Annotated in this window: 5 protein-coding genes; 2 read left to right on the top strand and 3 right to left on the bottom strand. The window is 59.1% G+C overall.

Features of this window, described 5'->3' with window-relative positions:
- Positions 1 to 38: 38 nt before the first annotated feature.
- The gene (locus MTX36_RS01635; protein ID WP_243618013.1) at positions 39 to 557 is read left to right on the top strand and encodes a low molecular weight phosphatase family protein; all 519 of its coding nucleotides are present in this window, start codon (positions 39 to 41) and stop codon (positions 555 to 557) included.
- Between the two features lie 407 nt (positions 558 to 964).
- Here the strand turns inward: MTX36_RS01635 and MTX36_RS01630 are convergent, their stop codons facing one another.
- On the bottom strand, positions 965 to 2,428 hold the full coding sequence (locus MTX36_RS01630) for a polysaccharide biosynthesis tyrosine autokinase (protein WP_243618012.1): 1,464 nt from the start codon (positions 2,426 to 2,428) through the stop codon (positions 965 to 967).
- Positions 2,429 to 2,557: 129 nt separating this feature from the next.
- Positions 2,558 to 18,616: a non-ribosomal peptide synthetase gene (locus MTX36_RS01625; protein ID WP_243618011.1), complete on the bottom strand. Its 16,059-nt coding sequence runs from the start codon at positions 18,614 to 18,616 to the stop codon at positions 2,558 to 2,560.
- Positions 18,617 to 18,806: 190 nt separating this feature from the next.
- Between MTX36_RS01625 and MTX36_RS01620 the strand changes: the two genes are divergently transcribed.
- A complete protein-coding gene (locus tag MTX36_RS01620) occupies positions 18,807 to 20,657 on the top strand; it encodes a DUF4012 domain-containing protein (RefSeq protein WP_243618010.1) in 1,851 nt (616 codons plus the stop codon).
- Positions 20,658 to 20,720: 63 nt separating this feature from the next.
- On the opposite strand, the gene MTX36_RS01615 is transcribed toward MTX36_RS01620, so the two are convergent.
- A complete protein-coding gene (locus MTX36_RS01615) occupies positions 20,721 to 22,043 on the bottom strand; it encodes a UDP-glucose/GDP-mannose dehydrogenase family protein (protein WP_279394074.1) in 1,323 nt (440 codons plus the stop codon).
- Positions 22,044 to 22,068: the final 25 nt, after the last annotated feature.

The following is a 22,068-nucleotide window of genomic DNA, read 5'->3' as shown; positions in this document are numbered from 1 at the left end:
ACAGCTCGAGTCGAGTCCGTGCCGCCTATGATTGCTCCATGCACGTCCTCTTCGTATGTACCGGAAACATCTGCCGATCCCCTACCGCCGAACGACTGGCCCTTGCCTTTGCCCGTGAAGCGCGCATCCCCGATTTCAGCGCATCGAGCGCCGGAACCAGAGCCGTTGTCGGGTACCCGATCGAGCCGACTGCCGTCGACGTATTGGAGGGGTTAGGGGGCGATTCAACAAATTTCCAAGCTCGCATGCTGACGAAAGTGATTGCAAGCGAGGCAGATCTGATCCTGACGATGACCGAGCGTCATCGAGAGAAGGTATTGACGATCGCACCGTCCCAGTTCAAGCGGACGTTTACATTGCGCGAGGCAGCGCGCTTGTCCACGGCTGCGGATGCAAGGACCGTCGCGGATCTCGCTGTGGCCCGTCCGCTCCACCGAACCACCGACATCGAGGATGTCATCGATCCGATCGGTAAGGACGCAAACACTTTCCACGCGGTAGGAACCGAAATTGCAATGCTACTAGGACCATTCATACGCCGAATCTCAGCCCACTGAACCACAACAGCCCCCTCACTCCGGGGAAAGAGTGCGGGGGCTGTTTCGCAAACAAAGAATGCGGAGAACTATCAGCTCAGAGAGAACAGAGCACCAACGACGATACGTGCGAACTCGAACAGTTGGTCCACAGACGGCACGCCCGCTGCTTCACTGATTGGCATGAGGGAACCCAGCATTCTTTCCTCCAAAGTATTCGATCTCAATGGCTCACTGCCACTGAGTAAATGGTAGTTTTCGACACTGACTACGTCACCATATTTCAGCAAAATCGGGACAATTCCAGACCAAGGTCCCACCCCTCGCGCATACAACAGCCCCTGTCAATCGTCCAATTGACAGGGGCTGTTGCCCAGCCGTGATCAGCTGAGACTGAAGAGGTCTCTGAAAACTGAGCTGACAGCTACCTATTTCGACTCGACGGTAACGACCGATGAGGCAGGGACAACCGAGGCGGCACTGCCGGATGACAATGATGCGACATTAACGGCCATCCGAGGTACCGATTTGTCGGTCTCGTAGTAGTACTGGTAGTCGTAACCGCTCCGCTTGTTTGCGGGCGTCATCGTGATCACGGTGCCCAGAATTCTTGCGCCGACGCTGTGAAGGTTGCCAACCGCCCGCGCCAACTGATCTCTCTTGGTGGAAGCATGCCGGGCAATCACCAACGCACCGTCGGACATTGCGGTCAGGACTGCCGCATCTGTGACCGGCAGCAAGGGCGGTGCGTCGATGATGACGTAGTCGAATCGAGCGCGGAGCTCAGCCAGCGCCTGCCGGGCGTGGTCGGTGCCGAGCAATTCGCTCGGGTTCGGCGGAATCGGACCGGAGGCAAGGACAGTCAACCCGCCGTGCTCGGTATGTTGAAGTACGTCGTCGAGTGTCGCTTGACCCGAAAGCACCGAGCTGAGCCCGACATTGCCGATCAAACCGAGATACTTTGACACACGCGGCTTTCGCAGGTCACCTTCCACCAGGCAGACCGACTTTCCTGCCTCTGCGAGAACGAGAGCAATGTTGACTGCAGTCGTCGTCTTGCCTTCGGCAGACAGTGAGCTGGTAATGACGATGACGCGTGGCGGGTTGTCCACCTCGAGGAACTGAAGGTTGGTGCGCAGTTCGCGGTACGCCTCAGCACTCGCAGAGTTGCCCTCGTTGAAATCAATCGTGTGGTGGGTTTGCATATTCTTGTCATACGGAACGGTTCCGACCAACGCAGAGCCGGCGACGGCTTCCACGGCCTGACGGTCCTTTACCGTATTGTCCAGGCGATCACGCAATACGGCGAGCGCGATACCCAGAAGCAAACCCACAGCGGCGCCGAGTGCGATGTTGCGCTTGGTATTCGGAGATACCGGTGTAGTCGGCGTTTGCGCCTGCTGTTCGACGACAACACGAGCGGGCGGATTTCCGCCATTCTCCGGAGTTTCCAATTCCTTTGCCATTACGACAAATTCATCGGAGAGAGCGTTCGCGATATCGCGAGCACGCTCCGGCGACGGGTCCTGAACCCCCACGTCGATCAGAACTGTGTCCGGTGCAGACGTCGCGGTTACCTTGCCGGAGAGTGCCTTCGATGATATTCCGCCGAGAGCGGCCGGACCGAGCTTGTCGATGGTGCGCTGCGCGAGCGTTTGTCCGGTCAACAGTTTGGTGTACGACGTAACCCGTTGCTGCGACAGCAGGTTTCCCTGGTAAGCCTCGTTGACGGAGCCACCCAACGAGGTTGACACGAATAGCCTGGTCGACGCTTGATAGATCGGTGTCGAGATCAACGAAGCTCCCAGCGCACCGAGAATCGCGACCACAGTGACGACAGCGATGATCTTCCAGCGCGCCTGCAAAATCTTCAGGTAGTCCTGTACTTCCATCTTCAAATCCCTTTCGGCTCACGCGCTGTGCTGCGCGTCTGAGCGATGATCACAAGTCTTACGTTTCGGCCTTGTGACGTTTGTCAGTTCTCTGACGTTGGATCGAACACAAATCCATGACCACTATTTCTACGTCGAATCGAAACCCTCCCCATATCGCAACAGACGTAAGACTTCCGAGAGAACGGATGGTGTCAGCATCTCGGCATGAGCAGCATCGACAGGGTGCTCCCGAACCGTCGCTACACGATTCGACCACCTGTCTGCCACATTGTGATTCCGACCGGTGTCTCTCAGCGCAACAACGAGATCCACGGTTCCCCGATATCTTCTCGGCTCATGGTCACTCACCATTCTGGCAAGCTTCTCCACTCTTGTCGTCGCAGCCTCGAGCATCTCTGCGGTGACGAAGTTCAACTGCGTTCTGCCACGAATCTCGACTGCCGCCTGCCCGAAAGTCAGTAATCGACTTGCGGTATCGGGTACGGACATCCCGAGCTCAGCGAGCAGTTCGCCAGCTGTGGGTGCAGCTTGGCTCGCCGGTATCATCTCTGGAGGCAGAGAATCGAGCATCACAACAGATCCAACCTCCGCTCCGGAATCCACAAGCTGCACAGCCATTTCCTGCGCCACGGTTCCACCGAGCGACCAGCCGAGCAGGTTGTATGCGCCCTCGGGTTGGACGATCCGCACTGCCTCCACGTACCGTTCCGCCAACGCGGCAACTGTTCCGGGTAGCTCGCCAGGGCCGGTTGCTTGCACACCGTAAACCCGACGGCCACCGAGATGTTGCGCCACACCGGCGTAGCACCAAGCCAAGCCGCTTACGGGGTGAATACAGAAGAGGGGTGGGCGCAGATCCTGCGGATCTCCACCCAACGCGATAACGGTATCCATAGGGTCGCCTTTGCCGCCGACTTCGATGCGTTTCGCCAGTTCGGAGACGCTCGGATCAGTAAAAATCCACTGGACCTGCACGTCACGGTCAAGTCGCGCTCGCAGCGCCGATGCAACGTCTACGGCTCCCATGGATGTACCGCCCAGTTCGAAGAAATTGTCGTGACGACTCACCCTCTCGGTTGCGGTGTTGCGTGCGAAGGCCTCTGCGACAAACACTTCCAATTGTGACTGGAATGATTCGTCCACAGCGCCCACGCGACGGTCGGGAGTCGGCAGCGCTGACCGGTCGAGCTTGCCCGACGGCAGCAACGGCACAGTCGTCATCACGGTGACGGTAGTAGGTATCAGATGACTTGGCAGAGTTGCGGACACGAACTTTCGTAGACAGTCAGCATCAACCGCAACATCGTCGACAGTCACGTACGAGCATAATTCCGTAGTTCCTGCCGTTGCCGACGCAACTGTCACAGCGAACGCTACAGCCGGATGCCTTCGCAATCCAGCATCGACTTCAGCGGGTTCGACACGAATTCCACGGATCTTCACCTGGTGATCGTTGCGACTCACGAATTCGAGCGCTCCGTCGCGTCTCCGCCGTCGAACGAGATCTCCGGTGCGATACATACGTTCGCCCTGGCTGTACGGATCGGCAACAAACCGTTCGGCCGTGAGTGACGACGCCTGGATGTATCCGCGAGCAAGATTATGGCCGGCGATGTACAGCTCACCCGTTACACCGTCCGGAACCGGGTTCAGCCTGGTGTCGAGCACCAGTGCCGTCGCTCCGTGAACCGGTGTACCGATGGATGTATCCGCACCAACAATCTGCGGCGATGTCACTGCCCCGATGGTCGTCTCGCTCGGACCGTACCCGTTGAAGATCCGATGCCTGGTAGACCACTGCTCGGCAAGCTCGACGCTCAGTGGCTCACCTACAGATTCCACCGTGACTGACTGAATCTCGTCGGGGTCCAAAGTCGAGAGAACGGTAGGTGTCACGATGAGATGGGTGATCGCGCGACTAACGACAAAGTCTGTCAGTTCACGTCCGGCGAAGACAAAATCCGGTGGCAGTACCAGCGTGCCGACAGTTGAGGCCGCGATCAAGAGTTCGAGAACCGAAGCGTCAAAGGTAGGTGAAGCACCCTGCAGTACACGCATGGGCGTTCCGGTGTCGAACATTTCAATGTGGGAGGCACAGACATTCGTCAACCCGCGATGGGAAACCGCAACACCCTTAGGCAGTCCGGTGGACCCTGATGTGTAGATGACGTAGGCGAGGTTGTCCGGGCTTGCGGCTCGTGCACCCGTCAATTCCGTTCCCGCTCGCACAGTCGAGTCGACAGGCATCCATTCCAGTTCCGAGGGAAGGTGAGTGCTGTTGCCTTCCAACGTCAGTCCGAGTTTCGCACCGCTGTCGGCGACGATCCGATCCAGCCGGTCTCGCGGCTGAGCCAGATCTAGTGCAACCCAAGCGGCACCGGACCTCGCCACAGCCCAGACTGCGACGACCCACAGGTATCCACGGCCCGTCGCAATCGCGATCACGTCGTCGGGTCCGATGCCTCGGTTCACCAGTTCCTGGGCCCAGTACGTCGATTGATCGAACAGTTCGCGGTAGCTCCAGCGCCTGCGGTCGACCTCGAGCGCGACAGACTCAGGAGCAACCGCAGCAGCGTTCTCCAGTACCTCCGCCAAGGTTCGAGGTGGTAGGTCACTTCGACTCTGCCGTAACAGGTTCAACCGTTCGACGTCGCCAAGAACATCGATGTCTCCGATGACGATCTGCGGTTGCGCCACTACCTCCGTCAAAATCCGCACAAATCGCTGAACAAGCAGTTCAGCGGTCGACGGATCGAAAAGATCTGTCGCATAGAGCAGTCGGAGTCGGAGATCTCTGCCCTGGTCAGTGAGATTCCACGTCAGATCGTAGTCGGCAGCACCGGGCGCCTCCCCCGTTTGACCTACACCGGGCGCTCGAAGTGGTTCTATCCCAGGTATTTCGGGCAAATCATTCGAGCGTTGATACGCAAGCATCACGGTGAACAGAGGATGTTCATTCGGGGTGCGCGACGGCGCAATACGTGCAACCACGTCGTCGAAGGACACGTCGGCATTGGCCATCGCACCCAGATCGACACGTCTCACCTGATCTAGAAGTTCCGAAAACTGTTCTTCCAGTTCAATAGTTGTCCGCAATGCGACTGTGCCGACCATCATTCCGACCATCGGCAACAGATCCGGATCGTTGCGCAGACTGACGGCAGTTCCGATCACCACATCCTCGGTAGAGCTTTCCCTCGCAAGCAAAACTGCGACAACACCGTGCAGGAGCATGAAAACTGTGACGCCGTGCGCGCGGGCCAGTGCCGAAAGCCCCTCATATAGCTCGCCGTCAATCGTGACAGACACCAAAGAGCCACGTTTTGACGCCACGGCTGGTCGAGCACGATCTACGGGGAGTGCGAGAACACCGTCCATACCGCGGAGAACGGTTGCCCAGTAGTCCAATTGACGGTAAGCCAGCCCCGCTGGGTCGTCCTTACGGCCGAGCACTTCTCTCATCCACGTACTGTAATCCTGGTAATCGATCGCCAGCGTATTCCAATTCGTTTGATGCCCTTCCGCTCTCGCAGAAAGTGCAGTGCCAAAATCTGCGAGCACAGTTCCCATGGAGCCACCGTCGAGTGCAATGTGGTGCACCACTGCGACCAATACCTGGGTGCCCGCGGCGTCGACCATCAGCTGCGCTCGCACCGGCGTCTCGAGTTCCAATCGAAACGGCACCGAAGCAAAAACTACTGTGCTCTGATACAAGTCGTCCACGAAAACCGGATCGAGATCAACCGTCACCGAATCGGTGACCACCTGATGCGGCCCATCGAAATCGGAGGGAAACACGGTTCGAAGAGCACTGTGCCGTGCCAGCACATCCGAGGACGCCGCGGCCAACGAGACGAGATCAATTTCCGGGCCGATGGTGGCCACGAATACCAAGTTGTATGCCGATGATTCGGGCTCGAGCTGCGATGTCAACCACATGCGCTGCTGAGCTGGAGCCAACGGCACACGGCAATCGACAGGCCTGCGCACGAGAGGTGGCCGAACAACCACATCTTCAGCCGAATCGAGCCAGCGAGCCAAGGCGCGCGGCGACGGATTCTCGAACACCGCCCGAACGGATACCTCGCGGCCGAAAGCTGCAGACAGTCGACCGGCCACGGTCGTAGCCGAGAGCGAATCTCCGCCCGATTCGAAGAAATCGTGGAGCACGCCGAATCCGCCCATCGAATGGTGCGCCATCACCGTGGTCACCAGTTCTTCCGTGGACGTAAGGGGCTGCACCTGCGGTGTCTCGTCACCGATGTGTGTGTGTAGTGCTGCGACATCCACTTTGCCGTTGCGTGTGAGGGGCAACGATTCCAGCGCGACTATGCGTCCAGGCACGAGGTGCACAGGCAGTTGCCGAACCAACTCGCGCCTGACTGCGTGTTCACCGTCCTCCGCGCCCACGACAAATGCGGTAATCACATCGTCAACCAAAATCACGGCCACAGCGCTCACTCCGGGAATTGAACGCAGCACCGCCTCAATCTCGGCCGGTTCAATACGCACGCCGCGCACTTTGATCTGGCGGTCGTTTCGGCCCATGAACCCGAGGCCACCACCTGACCTTCGATGTACCAGATCACCAGTACGGTAACGTCGTTCACCGCCCGGGGCCGCCACGAAGGCGCTGGCAGTAGTGGCCGGGTCGCCGAGGTATCCCATCGCCAGTCCGGGGCCGCCCAGATACAACTCGCCTACTCCACCGAACGGGACTCGGCGTAGCGCGGAATCCAGCACCTCGGCTCCGGTGCCGTTGATAGGCTCGCCGATCCCAACTGCACCTTCAGAGTCAGAACTGGAGTCGATCTCCACCACAGTCGCAACCACACTGCTTTCCGTCGGACCGTAGGCATTGAGCATCCGCGTTCTACGACTCCAGGCATGCGCAGTCGCGGGCGAGAGTACGTCACCACCGACAGCAACAACCTCGAGTAGCGGCAGTTCTCGCGGGTCCATCGTGTCGAGCACACCGGGGGTGGACAGTAAGTGCGTGATGCGATTCTCGGCAACGAACCTTTCGAGTTCACCGCCACCGTAAACATCGGGGGGCGCGATCACCAGAGTTGCTCCCGAACCGAACGCGAGCAACATCTCGAGCAGGGCAGCGTCAAAACTTGGATTATATCCTTGCAGAACAACAGAATTCGGGTGAACTCGATACCGTTCGACTGCTTCGCCGGTGAGTGGACCGAGACCACGATGTGTGACGGCTACCGCTTTAGGATCGCCAGTCGAGCCAGAAGTGTGAATCACGTAGGCAACGGCGCCTCGAATCAGCCTTCCCGGAACCGGGCTGACGGGTAGAAGCACCGAGCGCAACTGCTGAAGGCGTGCGTCAGGAAAATCGGGGTCGATGGGAGCGAAGGCCGCGCCGGTCTTGGTAATTCCCCAGAGACGGACGATGTAGTCGATCGAGCGCACGGCGCTTAACTCGAGCACTGCTCCCGGCCCCGCGCCGGCGGCTACCAGTTCTTGTGCCACTACGTCAGAGGCCTCGTCGAGTTGACGATAGGTGAGGGACCGACTTCCTTCGCGTAGTGCAACATTGTGCGGAAATTTCGCTGCAGTCTCTGCGAAAACGTCAGTCAGAAGCCGTGACGAATCAACAGGAGCCGCTACCCAACCGGGAGCAGCGATTGCCGTCGCTTCCGCCACCACAGTCGACGGATCTGCAAGCGTCCGGTCCACAGCATCGACAAACAACTCTGATACCGACTGGGCCGTCGCGGCGTCGAACAATTCGCGTGAGTACGTCACGAGACCGTCGGTGTGCCCGTCCGGCCTCTCGGTCAATGAGATCTGCATCTCGAATTTTACGGCGCCTGTGTCGATTTCGTCAGCGCTGGCGGTCAGACCGGAGAAGTCGAAAGCAGGAACGGTGAAGTTCTGCAACGCAAGCGCCACCTGCGGCATCCGGCCACCAAGCATCGCCGCAAGAGTTTCGACGGGCACTGCGCTGTGCTCGAACGCCGCAACGTCTGCAGCGCGTGCCTGTTCCACGAGTTGTTGCATCGTCATGTCTCGTCGGATCTGCAACCGCAACGGCACGGTGTCGACGAACATTCCGATCAGCCCATCGAGCGCCGGCGAGTTGCGACCGTCTACGGCTGTGGCAATCACTACATCCGCATTGCCACTGAGCCGGAAGAGAACTGCCGCCAGCACAGAATGAAAAACCATGAAGGAAGTTGCTTGCGCCCGGCTCGCCAATTCGGACACACCGGAGGTTGTTCGGGCGTCTAGTGAGAATGCAATGCGGCCTGCAGTCGCACCCCTGCGCTTCGGGTGGCGATCCGGTACGAGTGGCATCACCGAGGTGACATCGGCCAGCGCGGATTGCCAGTGCTTCGCGGATTCCACGGAAGTTCCGAATTCCTGTTCCCACAGTGCATAATCCGCGTATTGGATCGGCAACGGCACCCATTCCGGAACGATTCCGGAGCAACGGGCGGTGTACGCCGCCAATAGATCGTGAACGATCGGCACGAGTGAGCCGCCATCCGCGGCAATGTGATGCAGGTTGACGGCGAGCACGTGATGCGTCGACGAAAGCCTGAACAGTTGGACGCGAATCGGAAGTTGCGCGCTGACATCGAAGCCTTGGGACGCAAACGCATACAGCTCGGCATTCAGGGCATCGTCGGTGACACAACGGGGTTCGAGGGTCAGCGCCGCGGCCGCATGGATCAGCTGCACCGGCGGCCGCTGGGGATACGTGGTTCTCAGGATCTCGTGCCGGCTCATCACATCACCGACTGCGTCCCCGAGCGCAACGGCGTCGAGGTCACCGCGCAGGTCCACCGAGACAGGAAGGTTGTAGGCATTGCTCTCGACATCAAGCGTGTTGAGGACCCACATCCGTTGCTGATTACGCGAGAGCGGAATGTCTTCGGGACGTGGCCCGGCAACAATCGCAGCGATGCTATGTCCGGCAGAGGATTCTTCATCCACTGCCGCAGCGAGTTCCGCGACGGTGGGATGTGCAAAGAGCAGTCGCAGCGGGACGTTCCTCGTCAGTGCCCGACCCAAAAGTGATGTCACGCGGGTAGCAAGCAACGAGTTTCCGCCGTGGTCGAAAAAGTGCGTCCTCCGCCCGATTTCGTTGCCTCCGAGTACTGTCTCGAAGACTTCCGCGACGGCACGCTCGGTGCTGGTGCGCGGGGATTCGAATGGCAGCGCAGCTACCTCAGGAGCAGGCAGCGCTCGAACGTCCAGCTTTCCGTTCACAACTGGCGGGTCACCGTCGAAAACAATGACCGCGCTGGGAACCATGTACGAGGGAAGCGCGTCCGCGAGCCTTCTGCGCAGATCGGCGCCGCTAAGGTGTGCACCACGTCGCGGGCGCACGTACGTCACCAACATCGGGGTGTCCGCAGTATTGCTTCTGAGCGTCGTTGCACAAAAGTCGACGTCCGCGATTGCTGCGATGGCCGATTCGATCTCGGCAGGTTCGATGCGCACGCCGTTGATCTTCAACTGGGCGTCGTTACGTCCGAGGTAATGGAGTTGATAGCCGCTATCTGTTTGCTTCCACATCACCAGATCACCGGTGCGGTACATCCTGGTACCGCCTGCAGCGGCCACGAAGCGCTCGGCTGTCCACGCCGGGTGGCCTGCGTATCCACGTGAGAGGGCAGTGCCCGCAAGATAGAGCTCGCCCGCCACGCCAGGTGGCACGGGCTCCAGGAAGTCGTCGAGGACGATAGCTTCGACGCCGGGCACTGGGTACCCGATAGGGATATCTCGGCGCAGAGCACCGAGTGGTTCGGTAGCCACGGAGTACATGGTTGCTTCAGCCGGACCGTAACCGTTGACCAACCTGCGTCCCGGTGACCACCGTTCGACGAGGTCTGCGGTCAAGCGCTCGCCACCGAGCATCAACATTTCGAGATGCGGCAGATCGGTGTCGTCAACGGTCGCCATCGCAGTGGGTGTGATGCACAGATGTGTGATCTGTTCGCGCCGAAGCAGTTCGGTGAGCGCGGGGCCTGCAAACTCGGCGTCCGAAGCGAGTACAAGGGTTGCTCCGCTGGAGCCTGCAACAAGCACTTCCAAGAGTGTCATGTCGAATCCTGGTGCACCGCGGTGAAGTACGCGTGAACCAGGAACAGCGCCGTAGCGGGCCGCGATATCTGACTCTAGCGCTCCAAGACCCTCATGGGTGACCACTACGGCTTTCGGTGTGCCAGAGGTTCCCGATGTGAAGACGACATACGCAGCGGCAGTTTCGGGGATCGTCATGGGGATACCGACAGTCGGGGCGAACGCTCCGACGCCGACTGAATTGAGAGCGTCCAGCATGCGCGAGGAAGGTTGCAAAGGGTCGATCAGGGCAGGTGCGGCGCCGGTCTTCGCAATTGCCCACAGCTGGACGATGGACTCCACAGTCCGCTCTGCGTTCCACGGGATCACCCGTTCCGGACCGGCACCGTCAGTTCGCATTTCGGCTGCAACATCGTCAGAGCGACGATCGAGTTCGCGATAGGTCAGTGCGACACCGCTGCCGCTGACTGCGAGCGCATCCGGGTCGGTATGAGCACCACGTGTAAGCATCGACGCCAACGTAGTTCTCGCCGTATGACCAATTCCTCGTGCCGGCACGAGGGCTGAGCGTTCGGAGGCATCGAGAAGATCGATACGACCGAGAATCACGGAAGAATCGGCGGAGACTCCTTCGAGCAACCGCACATATCGCTGCGCGAAACGGATTACCGTCTCGGCTTCGAACAGATCTGCATTGTAAGCGAATTCCAATCGCATCGGCCGCTCCCCAGCAGCGTCCGTCACGTTCAGTTGGAGATCGAAGTTCGCGTGTTCGAATTCAGCGGCCAATGGGGTGAGGGTCAGACCCGGCAATTCCCAACTCGTCGGACGTGCAGATTGGAAGGACAGCGCAACCTGGAACAACGGGTGATGAGATGGTGATCGAGCCGGATTGAGGAGCTCGACCAGCGCCTCGAAAGGCATGTCTGCATATGTATATGCGGCAATATCTTGCTGGTGAACATGATCGAGCAACTCCGCAAAGGAGACAGTTCGATCGATAGTGGTTCTCAAGACCAATGTTCCTGCGAACATTCCCACGAGATCGTCCAGCATCGGGTCGGAGCGGCCGGCAACCACCGTCCCGATCGGGACGTCATCACTGCCGCTGTATCGCGAAACGAGCGCGGCAAGCGCGGCGTGCATCACCATGAACATCGTGGCGTTGTGTGATCGAGCAAGAGTATCGAGCGTTGCGCGCAGGGAGTCATCGAGATCGATGTGATGCGACCTACCGCGACCCGAAGGGGTTAGCGGTCGAGGGTGGTCGATTGGCAGGGTCACCTGTTCAGGCAAACCACTCAGGTTCTCGACCCAGTAGCGGGACGCCTGATCGGAAACTCCCGAATCACTTTGCCACACACTGTAATCAGTGTATCGGATCGGTAAAGGCGACCATGTCGGCGCGGCGCCCTCAACTCGGGCGGCATATGCGGTGACGGTATCTCGAATCAAGGCATCCATTGACCAAGCGTCAGCTGCAATGTGGTGAATTACCAGCGCCAGGACATGGGTGTGATCGTCGATGCGCAGCAACTCGCCACGGACCGGCGGATCCACGGTGACGTCGAAGCCCGTTCCCGCAAGTTCAGCCACCCTCTCCATGACCGATTCGACGCCGATCGGCACAGGCACAAGTGTCGGAGCGACCGACTCTGCATCGAGCACCAACTGACGTGCACCGTCTACCCCGACCGGATATACGGTCCGGAGGGTCTGATGCCGCGCAATAACATCTACTGCGGCTTGACGAAGCGTCGCAGCATCGACCTCGCCGTCGAGACGCAGGATCACGGGAATGTTGTATCCGGCTGCCGTGGTGTCGAACTGGTTGAGTATCCACATTCGATGTTGCGCCGGTGACAGGATCAGTTCCGCATCGCTCTGCGCCGGTGCGAGTGCGACACGACTACGACCGATTCCGATCCGTGCACCGATCCCGGCGGACAATTCACTCACTGTCGGTCGCTCGAACACTTCACGCACGTCGATATCAGTGTCGAAGACTGCACTCAACCGGGTTGAGAGTCGAGTAGCGATCAGCGAGTTTCCACCCTGGTCAAAGAAACTTCTTGTGACATCAACGGTTTCGAGGTGCAGGAGTTCAGCGAATACGGCTGCGACGGTTTCTTCCATCGGGTCACGCGGAAGCCGACCTCGTGGCCGGTTCGAATCCGGTTCGGGCAAACCTGATCGATCAAGTTTGCCGTGCGCGGTGATCGGCAACGTGGGCAATGGCACGATCAGTGAAGGAACCAGGTGAGTGGGCAACTGGTTACGCAGATCGGCTACCACTGCATCCAGATCTGTATCGAGGTCAGGCGCGATGTAGCCGACGAGTGCGGGCCCTGTGGACAACTCACGCAAAACTACTGCGGCCTGGTTGATCTCGGGTCGACGCAGCAACACTGCCTCGATCTCGCCGGGTTCGATTCGATATCCGCGCAGCTCTACCTGGCTGTCGCCGCGACCCATGTAGCTCATCTCGCCACGTTTGACGCGCACCAGGTCGCCACTGCGATACATCACCGATCCGACGAAGCCCGGTTCAGGAATGAATCTGGTTGCCGTCAACGCCGGCTTACCGAAGTATCCAGTCGAAACTTGTGGGCCGGCAACGTACAGTTCGCCGATGGTGCCCGGTGGCACCTGCCTCAACGAAGCGTCCAACACGTAGGTGCGCAACCCTGGAAGTGCCGAGCCGATCACTGATTCGGCGGCTGCACCGCGATCTCCGAACTCACTGCAACCGCGAACATTGAATGCTGTTACATGCACAGTTGTTTCGGTAATTCCGAACATGTTTACCGCGTGAATGCGACGGTGATGTTCGAGCCACCTACGGACCGGACCGAGATCGAGGGGTTCACCGCCGAAAATCAGGAGACGTACCGGCAATTCGGTGGTTTCGGTGAGCTCTGCGAGAGCTTGGAACGCCGAAGGTGTTTGGTTGAGAACGGTCACCCCTTCGGCCACCAACAGCTCGACAAACTGCGCCGTGGACCGGGCGACAAATGCATCGACCGGGACCAACCGTCCACCGGTTGTCAACGCGCCCCACATCTCCCAGACCGAGAAGTCGAATGCGTTCGAGTGGAACATTGTCCACACGTCATCTGTTCCGACGTCGAGAACCTTATCGGTTGCCGCCAGCAACGAAACGACGTTGGCATGTGACACGACAACACCTTTCGGAGCGCCGGTGGAGCCGGAGGTGTAGATCAAGTATGCCTCTTGCGTCGGTGCCACAACTCGGCGCCGGGCAGTGTCCGGATCGCCCACGGCACCGACGTCGATCAGATCGGAGCCGAAGCCCTTCAACCGTTTGACAGCGGATTCACTACACAGAACCTGCGTCGGTGCGGCGTCCCTCAGCAGATAGTCGATACGTGCATCGGGGTAATCGAGATCGACCGGAACGTACACGCCACCTGATCGGACTACCGCGAGCACCGCAATCACGAACTCCGCCGAGCGCGGTACCGCAATGGCTACTCGATCACCGACTCGCACGCCGCGCTCGATCAATGCTCCGGCGAGCTCTGCGGAGCGCTGCTCGAGCTGGGCATACGTGATTCGATATTCGCCGAAACCTATGGCGACTGCGTCGCCGCATGCAGCCACCTGCTCCAGAAACAGTTCGCCCAACGATTGTGTTGAACTGAGAGGTGCTAATTCGACATACGTATTCGCGTCGTTCTCACTGCTGCTCAGCACGTCGATGGCTCGAAGGGTGGTGCTCGGTTCGGCCGTGACCGCTTGGGATACACGCAGCAACCGTTCAATCCAGGCCGACACTGTCTCCGCGTCGAAAAGATCGCCGGCATAAGTAACCGCCCCTACGATTCCTCCAGGAGAACCATCAGGAAGGCGTGTTTCGCGAACCGCAACCTCGACGTCGAACCGAGGATGTTCGGGTGCAATAGCGAAACCCTGAGCTTTCGCCGAACCGAATACCGATTCAGCGTCGGAACCGAACGTGTCGAGCGCGAGGACCACACGGAAAAGCGGATTGCTGTTCTCACGGCGATCGTGTGCCACACGATCAACTACCCAATCGAATGGCACATCCGCATGTGACATTGCGGCTAGGTCGATATCCCGCACCTGTTCGAGAAACTCCACAAAGCTATCGCCTGGCCGAGCCTGGGTGCGGAGAGCAACCGTGCCGACGAACATGCCGACGGTAGAATCGAACGCTGGGTGAGTACGCCCGGAGGTTGGTGTCCCAATCGCAAAATCTTCGGCACCGGTGATCTTGTGAAGCATGATCGCGAGCACTGCGTGCAATGCCATGAAGATGGTCGCGTTCTGCTTACGAGCAATCGCTGTCAGTTTCGCGTGAATGTCTGCCGGCAGCTCGAACGATATGGACTTTGCCGAAGGTTCCGTGCCGGTGGCGCGTCGTCCGTCGGTGGGCAGATCCAGGTTTGCCGGCAATCCTCGAAGTGCTTCTTCCCAAAATGCAAGCTGCTCGTGGGCGAGAGTTCCCGGCTGGGCAGGGTCGCCGAGCACGACTCGCTGCCACACCGAATAGTCGCGATAGTCGAAATGCTGCGCCGACCAGTTCGGGCTTCGCCCCTGCGCGCGATCATCGTATGCACTGGACAAGTCACCGACCAGTGTGGAAAAGGAAAGTCCGTCCACTGCAATGTGATGGGCAACGACGGTCAAGCGATGGTCGAACTCGCCGAATGAACCGAGAACCAATCTGAGCGGAAGATCCGACGTGACATCGAACCCACGTCGAGCCGCGTCCGCGGCTACCGTGCCGTACTCGTCGATCGGAACTGAAACCAAGCTCGTCGTGCGTTCTGCCAGTATCTGCTCCGGCGTGCCTGCGCGTCCGATGGGATACACGGTTCGCAAGACTCGATGACGATGTTGAATGTCCGAGAACGCCTGCTCGAGTGCGGCGACATCTAGCACTCCGTCGAGTGCCACCTCGAAGGCGACGTTGTATGCCGATGATTCCGGAGCGATCCGTGACAGTAGCCAGATGCGCTGTTGTGCCAGTGAAGGTTCCACCACTACCCCGCCGGGGACGGGTGCAGGTTCTGGCAGCGCCGATCCAGCGGCGTACTGACGGATATGATGTGCCAGTCGGCTCGCAGTGGGCGCATCGAACACATCGCGGACGCCTACCCTCGTATGCAATGCCTCGGCAAGCCTGTTGGCGACAAAGACTGCTGCAAGCGAGTTACCCCCTGCTGCAAAGAAATCGGCGTCTGCCGGCATAGCATTGACGCCGAGTACGTCTGCCATCACGGTGGCAACCAGATCATCGTGATGATCGGACGATTGCCGAGCACCATCTGATCTCCGTTGCGGCGAGGGCAGCGCCTCACGGTCTATCTTGCCGTGCGCGGTCAGTGGCCATTCCGACAGCACAGTTATCGAAGACGGCATCATCGCATTCGTCAGGATATGTGTCAGATGCTCAGTAATGAAGGAGGTATCGGCGCTCGCGGAACTGTGGTTCGAACTGAGTACGTCTGAATTGAGAACGACGTAGGCGCCAATTTCACCTTCGCGAGCAACTGCAAGCGCAGACGCGACGTTCGCGACGGAAGCGAGCGCAGCTTCCACCTCACCCAATTCGACACGGACACCACGAATTTTGACCTGGCTGTCTGCGCGCCCGACAAACTCGAGTTGTCTGTCGGCCGACCATCGCACCAGGTCTCCGGTTCGGTACATGCGAGTCGACGGGCTTCCGAATGGCGCTGCAACAAACCGCTCAGCGGTGAGAGCGGCCCTACGAACGTATCCGCGCGCCAATCCTGCACCCATCAAGTACAACTCGCCGGTTGCTCCGATGGGTGTCGGCAGCAGACGAGCATCGAGAACGACGGCGGATACACCGTCGATCGGCAGTCCTATGGTCGGTCGCTGAGCAGAGCTGAGCGGTTCACTCATGAATGCGGCGACGGTCGTCTCGGTGGGCCCGTATGAATTGACGACACCGACGTGCTGCGACCACCGCTCGATCAGATCGGGTGATGGCGATTCGCCCCCGACGTTGAGTATGCGTAGGTCCGGCAGCGAACTCGGATCCATCGACGACGGGACAGCCGGCGTCGAGAGAAGGTGAGTGACGCGTTCTTTGCGCAAGTAGTCGGCTAGGTCTATCCCACCGATCAATCCTGGCGGCACGACCACTGCTGTCGCGCCAGTCCCGTGGGCTAAAAGTAGTTCCACGACGGCGACATCGAAAGAGGTCGATGCGAAGTGAGCCACACGGGCTGACGCGTCGACTGCCAGGTGCCGGGAATGAGAACGCAGCAGTGAGGTTGCGCCGCGATGAGTGACCGCAACGCCTTTCGGCTTTCCCGTCGAACCCGATGTGTATACAACGTATGCCACGTCGTCGACCGCCGGAGCTCGCACTGCGCGCGTTTCGTGGGGTTCGGCAGCCTCGAACTCAGAGGTTTCCAGGTCCACATGCACGACACCGGTGGGCACTGCCGATGATTGCGGAGCGATGGCGACGATCACACCGGCGTCTTCCAGCATGAAAGCGATACGCTCGGCTGGATACTCGGGATCGACGAACATGAAGGCCGCGCCTGATCGGACTACCGCATGGAATGCGATCACCGAATCTGCCGAACGCGGGGCAATGATCGCCACCACGTCACCTGCGCCCATACCATGGCCGATCAGCCTGTTGCACAGGAAAGTCGAGCGCAAGCGCAACTCTTCGTAAGTTACCGCCAGACCACCGAATCGGATAGCCGTTGTTGCACTGCCACCGGATCCTGCGAACAAAACCGCTTGGAGCGTCTGCGCAGCGATAGCCGGCAATCCCCTGCTGGGCACGAGCATTCGGACGTCATCCGAGATCAGCACACCCAGCTGGCCTACAGCCCTATCCGCTGACGCGTCGACGAACTCACTGAGTACATGCATGAACTGCTGGTAGTGAACCCCGAGGTCAGCCTCACTGTAGACATGCGGGTTCGCTTCGAATCCCAGTCGAATATCGCCGCCGGCGGCCGCTGGGTAGATACTGAAGAACAGATCGTCGATCGGACCCGACGTGAGAACGTGAAACTCTCCGACGACTCCGCCGAGCCGAATTGCGTTGTGGAACATCATGATATTGACAGCGGGTCCGGCTGAGTCTCGGGTTCCGCCATGAAAGTCCTGATCGGGCATGTCCTCGTAGCGGAATCGTTGATGGCGCAACGCACCTGTCAGCTGAATGGACAGCTGATTCACGATTTCGATTGGGGTCGATTCCGGGCGGACCGAGACGCGCAGAGGCACAATGTTGGCGAGCATGCCGCCGGAGCGCTGCATTGCTGCGGTCGTTCGGCCGGATATCGGCAGACTCAGGGTAACTTCGGTGGCTCCGGCTGTCCGCGCAAGGTAAACGGCATAAGCACCGGCAATGATCGGAACCTCACTGGACCTCCACAACTTCGACACTTCCGTAATACGCACAGCCAGAGCAGCATCCAACGTACGAGTCAACATTCGTTGCGGCATTGACGTTGCTGCGCGACGTTCACTCAACCGAACAGGTTCATGCATGCCGGCAGTGAGTTCAGACCAGTATCGCCGATCGGATTCGAAGCGGGTAGACGAACGATACGACGCGTCCAACTCGTACAACGATTGCAATCCGAGTGGGCGCAGCGGAGGCACCTCTGCACCTTCCAGCAAATGCGTGTACCGAGACGCAATCCTGTTCATGAGCGTCATTGCCCCGTACCCGTCGAGCACGAGATGGTGAGCCTGCGAGTACCAAAGATAGTGATTCTCTGCGACGTGCAACAAAGTCGAGGTCATCAGACGATCGACCATCACATCGATTGGGCGCGAATACCGCTGTGCCATCCAACGATGTGCCTGGTCGATCGAATTCTTGCTACCTCGCAGGTCTACGTACCCGAGCGCATTGGTAGTTGAGTGGTCGACCACCTGAAGCGGCGTCGCGTCCGTCTCGATCAGACGTACCAGGGCCGATTCCATCTCACGGCACGCACGATCCGTCGCTTCGATCAACGCAGCCAGATCAATGAAACCACGAAGCTCGACGTACTGAGCCACAACAAACGGTGTCGAAGGATTGAATTGCTGCGCCAGCCAAAGCGCTTGTTGCGCACGGGACAGCGGGAAAGAGTTCATCCCCGCCACCTCACCTTCATCAGTCCGATAGCGTCCGAAAAATTGCCGGCTGATCAGGTGAATCCATTAAGCGCACATCACGAACGGCCGAGTTGAACTTTACTGCGCGATGTATGTTTTCACCACCTTGGGAAGACCTTGACGCGCCGCGGTAGCCTCTCACCACCCCGAATTTCAGGAGTGTTTCGAAATGCCAAGCCCCACACCGGGACCAAAGTCCCGCGATGAATCTGAACGAACGGAATCGGCGCCCACAATCGACACATTGGTGCGTAAAAGGCGTCGCGTCAAAACATCCAATCGCCGGCGCAATATCGCGGCCGGATTGGGCATATCAGCCCTGGTTGTCACCGCTTTTTCAGTATGGTTGGGATACACCGCGTTCGAGGTGAGAAACAATCTCGAATCGGCTCGCGATCACGCACAATCAACCAAGAAGGCACTGCTCTCCGGGGACACAGTGGGAGCGGAGCGCTCTGCAACTGACGCTGACAAGTATGCGACCTTGGCATATTCAGACACTCGCTCAATTCCGTGGAGCATCGCTTCAGCCATACCGTTTATCGGCAGCCCATTCCAGACCACGAAGCAGATGACCGACGTCGTTCACGGCCTGACGAAGGATGTTCTTATCCCGGCCGTAGATGCCGGAACATCGCTTGCTCCAAATGAATTGATACAGCCTGGTGGCCGAGTCGCTCTCGGACCGTTGAGGGATGCCGCGCCCGTCCTCGAGAAGACAGCAACCGCCGCAAAAGAATTGGCTGTTCAGGCAGAGGCTGTTCAGGAAGCAAGTTTCGTCGGAGCTGTGAATGCAGCCCGCACTTCGCTTGTGGACCAAACCGCTGAGCTGACAAATCTACTGGGCAACACGGCAATCGCTTCACGCCTTGCACCGTCGATGCTCGGAACGGAAGGTCCGCGCAACTACTTCATCGGGTTCCAAACCAACGCCGAGGCTCGCGGAACTGGTGGGCTGCTGGGCGGCTATGGCATCGTTCGAGTAGACAATGGAACTGCCCGGGTCGATACATTGGGCCGCAACTCCGAACTAGGACTGGACAATCGACCAATTGACCTTGGTCCTGACTTTGCAAACCTCTACGGTCCTAGCCGACCGACCACCGACTTTCGCAACAGCAACCTCAGTTCTCACTTCCCCTACGCCGCACAAATCTGGCAATCCCTGTGGATGCAGGAATCGAATGGCGAGGTGGTTGACGGAGCCATCGCGATCGACCCGATTGCACTGAGCTACATACTCAAGGTCGTGGGACCCATCACAATGCCGGACGGCGAGGCGGTTTCCGCTGACAACGTCGTAGAACTCACCGAGTCAACTGCGTACACACGGTTCGCTGACGACAACAACGCACGCAAGCAGTACCTGCAAACTATTGCTTCTCGTGTCGTAGAGAAGATGACCGGCAAAATCAGCTCTGCCAGTGCACTTCTTGATGCGCTAGGCCGCGGAGTGTCCGAAGGCCGCATCGCGGTATGGAGCTCGCATCCCGCGGAGCAGGAAGCGCTTGCCTCAACACCTTTGGGACATACGGTTCCCACAGATGAGGCACCCTACGCGGGTGTGGTGATCAACAATCAGGCCGGCAACAAGCTGGACTACTACCTAACACGTTCGATCCACTATTCCGCCGAGAGTTGCGATACGGATACGCGGAGTTCAAAGGTTACCGTCAGGCTCACCAATAACGCTCCGGCAGGCGATCTCCCGGACTACGTAGACGGCATGGTAGCGAACCCGAGAAGCCTTGCGCAGGGCACCAATATGGCGGCTGTTTCTCTGCTGACAACCCAGGGTGCGAAGCTAAACAGCATTGAGGTGGGCGGCAAGATGTCGTTCGCGCGGGCCGGAAATGAGTTGGGCCGACCAGTTTTCATGGCGCTAGCCCAAGTGCCACAGGGTAAAACAGTGGAGGTTGTTTTCAATCTCACTGAACCGACTGCAGCAGGTCAGGCACGAGTCCCTGTACAGCCGTTGGTAGACGATCCCAAGATCACGGTGAACGTACCCACCTGCTGACAGGTAGACGAATGGGCACCCAACCCCGGTTGGGTGCCCATCGAGTGGCATAACGTGAAAGAACTAGGGCCGCCCCAAACCTCGATACGTCCAGCCGGCCTCGCGCCAATCTTCCGGCCTCAGGCAATTGCGGCCGTCCACGAGAGATTTCGTGCGAACAACACCTTCCAGATCAGCCGGTAGCAGCTTGCGGAATTCCGCCCACTCCGTCAGCACCAGAACAACATCGGCCCCGGCGCAAGCCTCGAGTGCGTTCGCGGAGTAGGTCAGTGTCGGAAACAGCGCCTTTGAATTTGCCATGGCCTTGGGGTCGTAGACGTTGACCGTGGCACCTTGAAGTTGAATCTGCCCCGCAACATTTAGTGCAGGCGAATCACGAACGTCGTCGGAGTCGGGCTTGAACGCTGCGCCGAGAATCGCAACACGCGCGCCCAACAACGATCCACACGCCTCACGTGCCAACTCCACCATGCGGGTTCTGCGCCTCATGTTGATGTTGTCGACTTCGCGTAGGAATGTCAGGGCCTGATCGGCGCCCAACTCACCGGCTCGGGCCATGAAAGCCCGGATATCCTTCGGTAGGCAGCCGCCGCCGAAACCGATGCCCGCGTTGAGGAAACGACGCCCGATCCGCTCGTCGTGTCCGATTGCATCCGCCAGGACTGTGACGTCGGCCCCTGATGCTTCGCACACTTCGGAGATTGCGTTGATGAACGAGATCTTGGTAGCCAGGAATGCGTTTGCCGAAGCCTTGACAAGTTCTGCGGTCGCAAGGTCGGTCCGGACAAACGGTATCCCCTCGTCAAGGAGTTGAGCATAGACTTCCCGCGCTAGTGCTTCGGCTCGCCCCGGCCGGTCTCGGTCAACCCCGAGCACCAGCCTGTCCGGATGCAGAGTGTCCTTGACCGCAAAGCCTTCTCGCAGAAACTCCGGGTTCCAGGCAACCTCGACACCATCTCCCGCCGGAGCGATTTCGCGAGCGCGCGCCCCCAGACGTTCGGCGGTTCCGACCGGAACGGTCGACTTTCCGAAGATCACGGCCGGTTCGGTCAAGAGCGGCGCGAGGCTCTCGATAACCGAATCGACATATCGCATATCCGCCGCGAATTCGCCCTTCTTCTGAGGTGTGCCGACACCAAGGAAGTGAATATCGGCGAATTTCGCAGCTTCCTCGTACGACGAACTGAATCGCAACCGCCCCGACGCGAGGTTGCGCTGGAGGACTTCCTCGAGACCCGGTTCGTAGAACGGAACTTCGCCGGCCTCCAATCTCGCCAGCTTGGACGGATCGACGTCCACTCCGAGCACCTCGTGACCCAACTCCGCCATACATGCCGCATGTGTCGCACCGAGATATCCGGTTCCCAGCACGGTGATTCTAGACAAGTTACTGCACCCCTTTAGTTTTCAC

Source organism: Rhodococcus sp. ARC_M6 (assembly GCF_022810305.1).
Lineage (GTDB): Bacteria > Actinomycetota > Actinomycetes > Mycobacteriales > Mycobacteriaceae > Rhodococcus_F.
This window is presented reverse-complemented; position numbering and strand designations above follow the sequence as displayed.

What these genes read in the sequence shown, in the direction of transcription:
- MTX36_RS01635 (WP_243618013.1), top strand. Translation starts at nt 39, where the DNA reads ATGCACGTCCTCTTCGTATGTACCGGAAACATCTGCCGATCCCCTACC.
- MTX36_RS01630 (WP_243618012.1), bottom strand. Translation starts at nt 2,428, where the DNA reads ATGGAAGTACAGGACTACCTGAAGATTTTGCAGGCGCGCTGGAAGATC.
- MTX36_RS01625 (WP_243618011.1), bottom strand. Translation starts at nt 18,616, where the DNA reads ATGAACTCTTTCCCGCTGTCCCGTGCGCAACAAGCGCTTTGGCTGGCG.
- MTX36_RS01620 (WP_243618010.1), top strand. Translation starts at nt 18,807, where the DNA reads ATGCCAAGCCCCACACCGGGACCAAAGTCCCGCGATGAATCTGAACGA.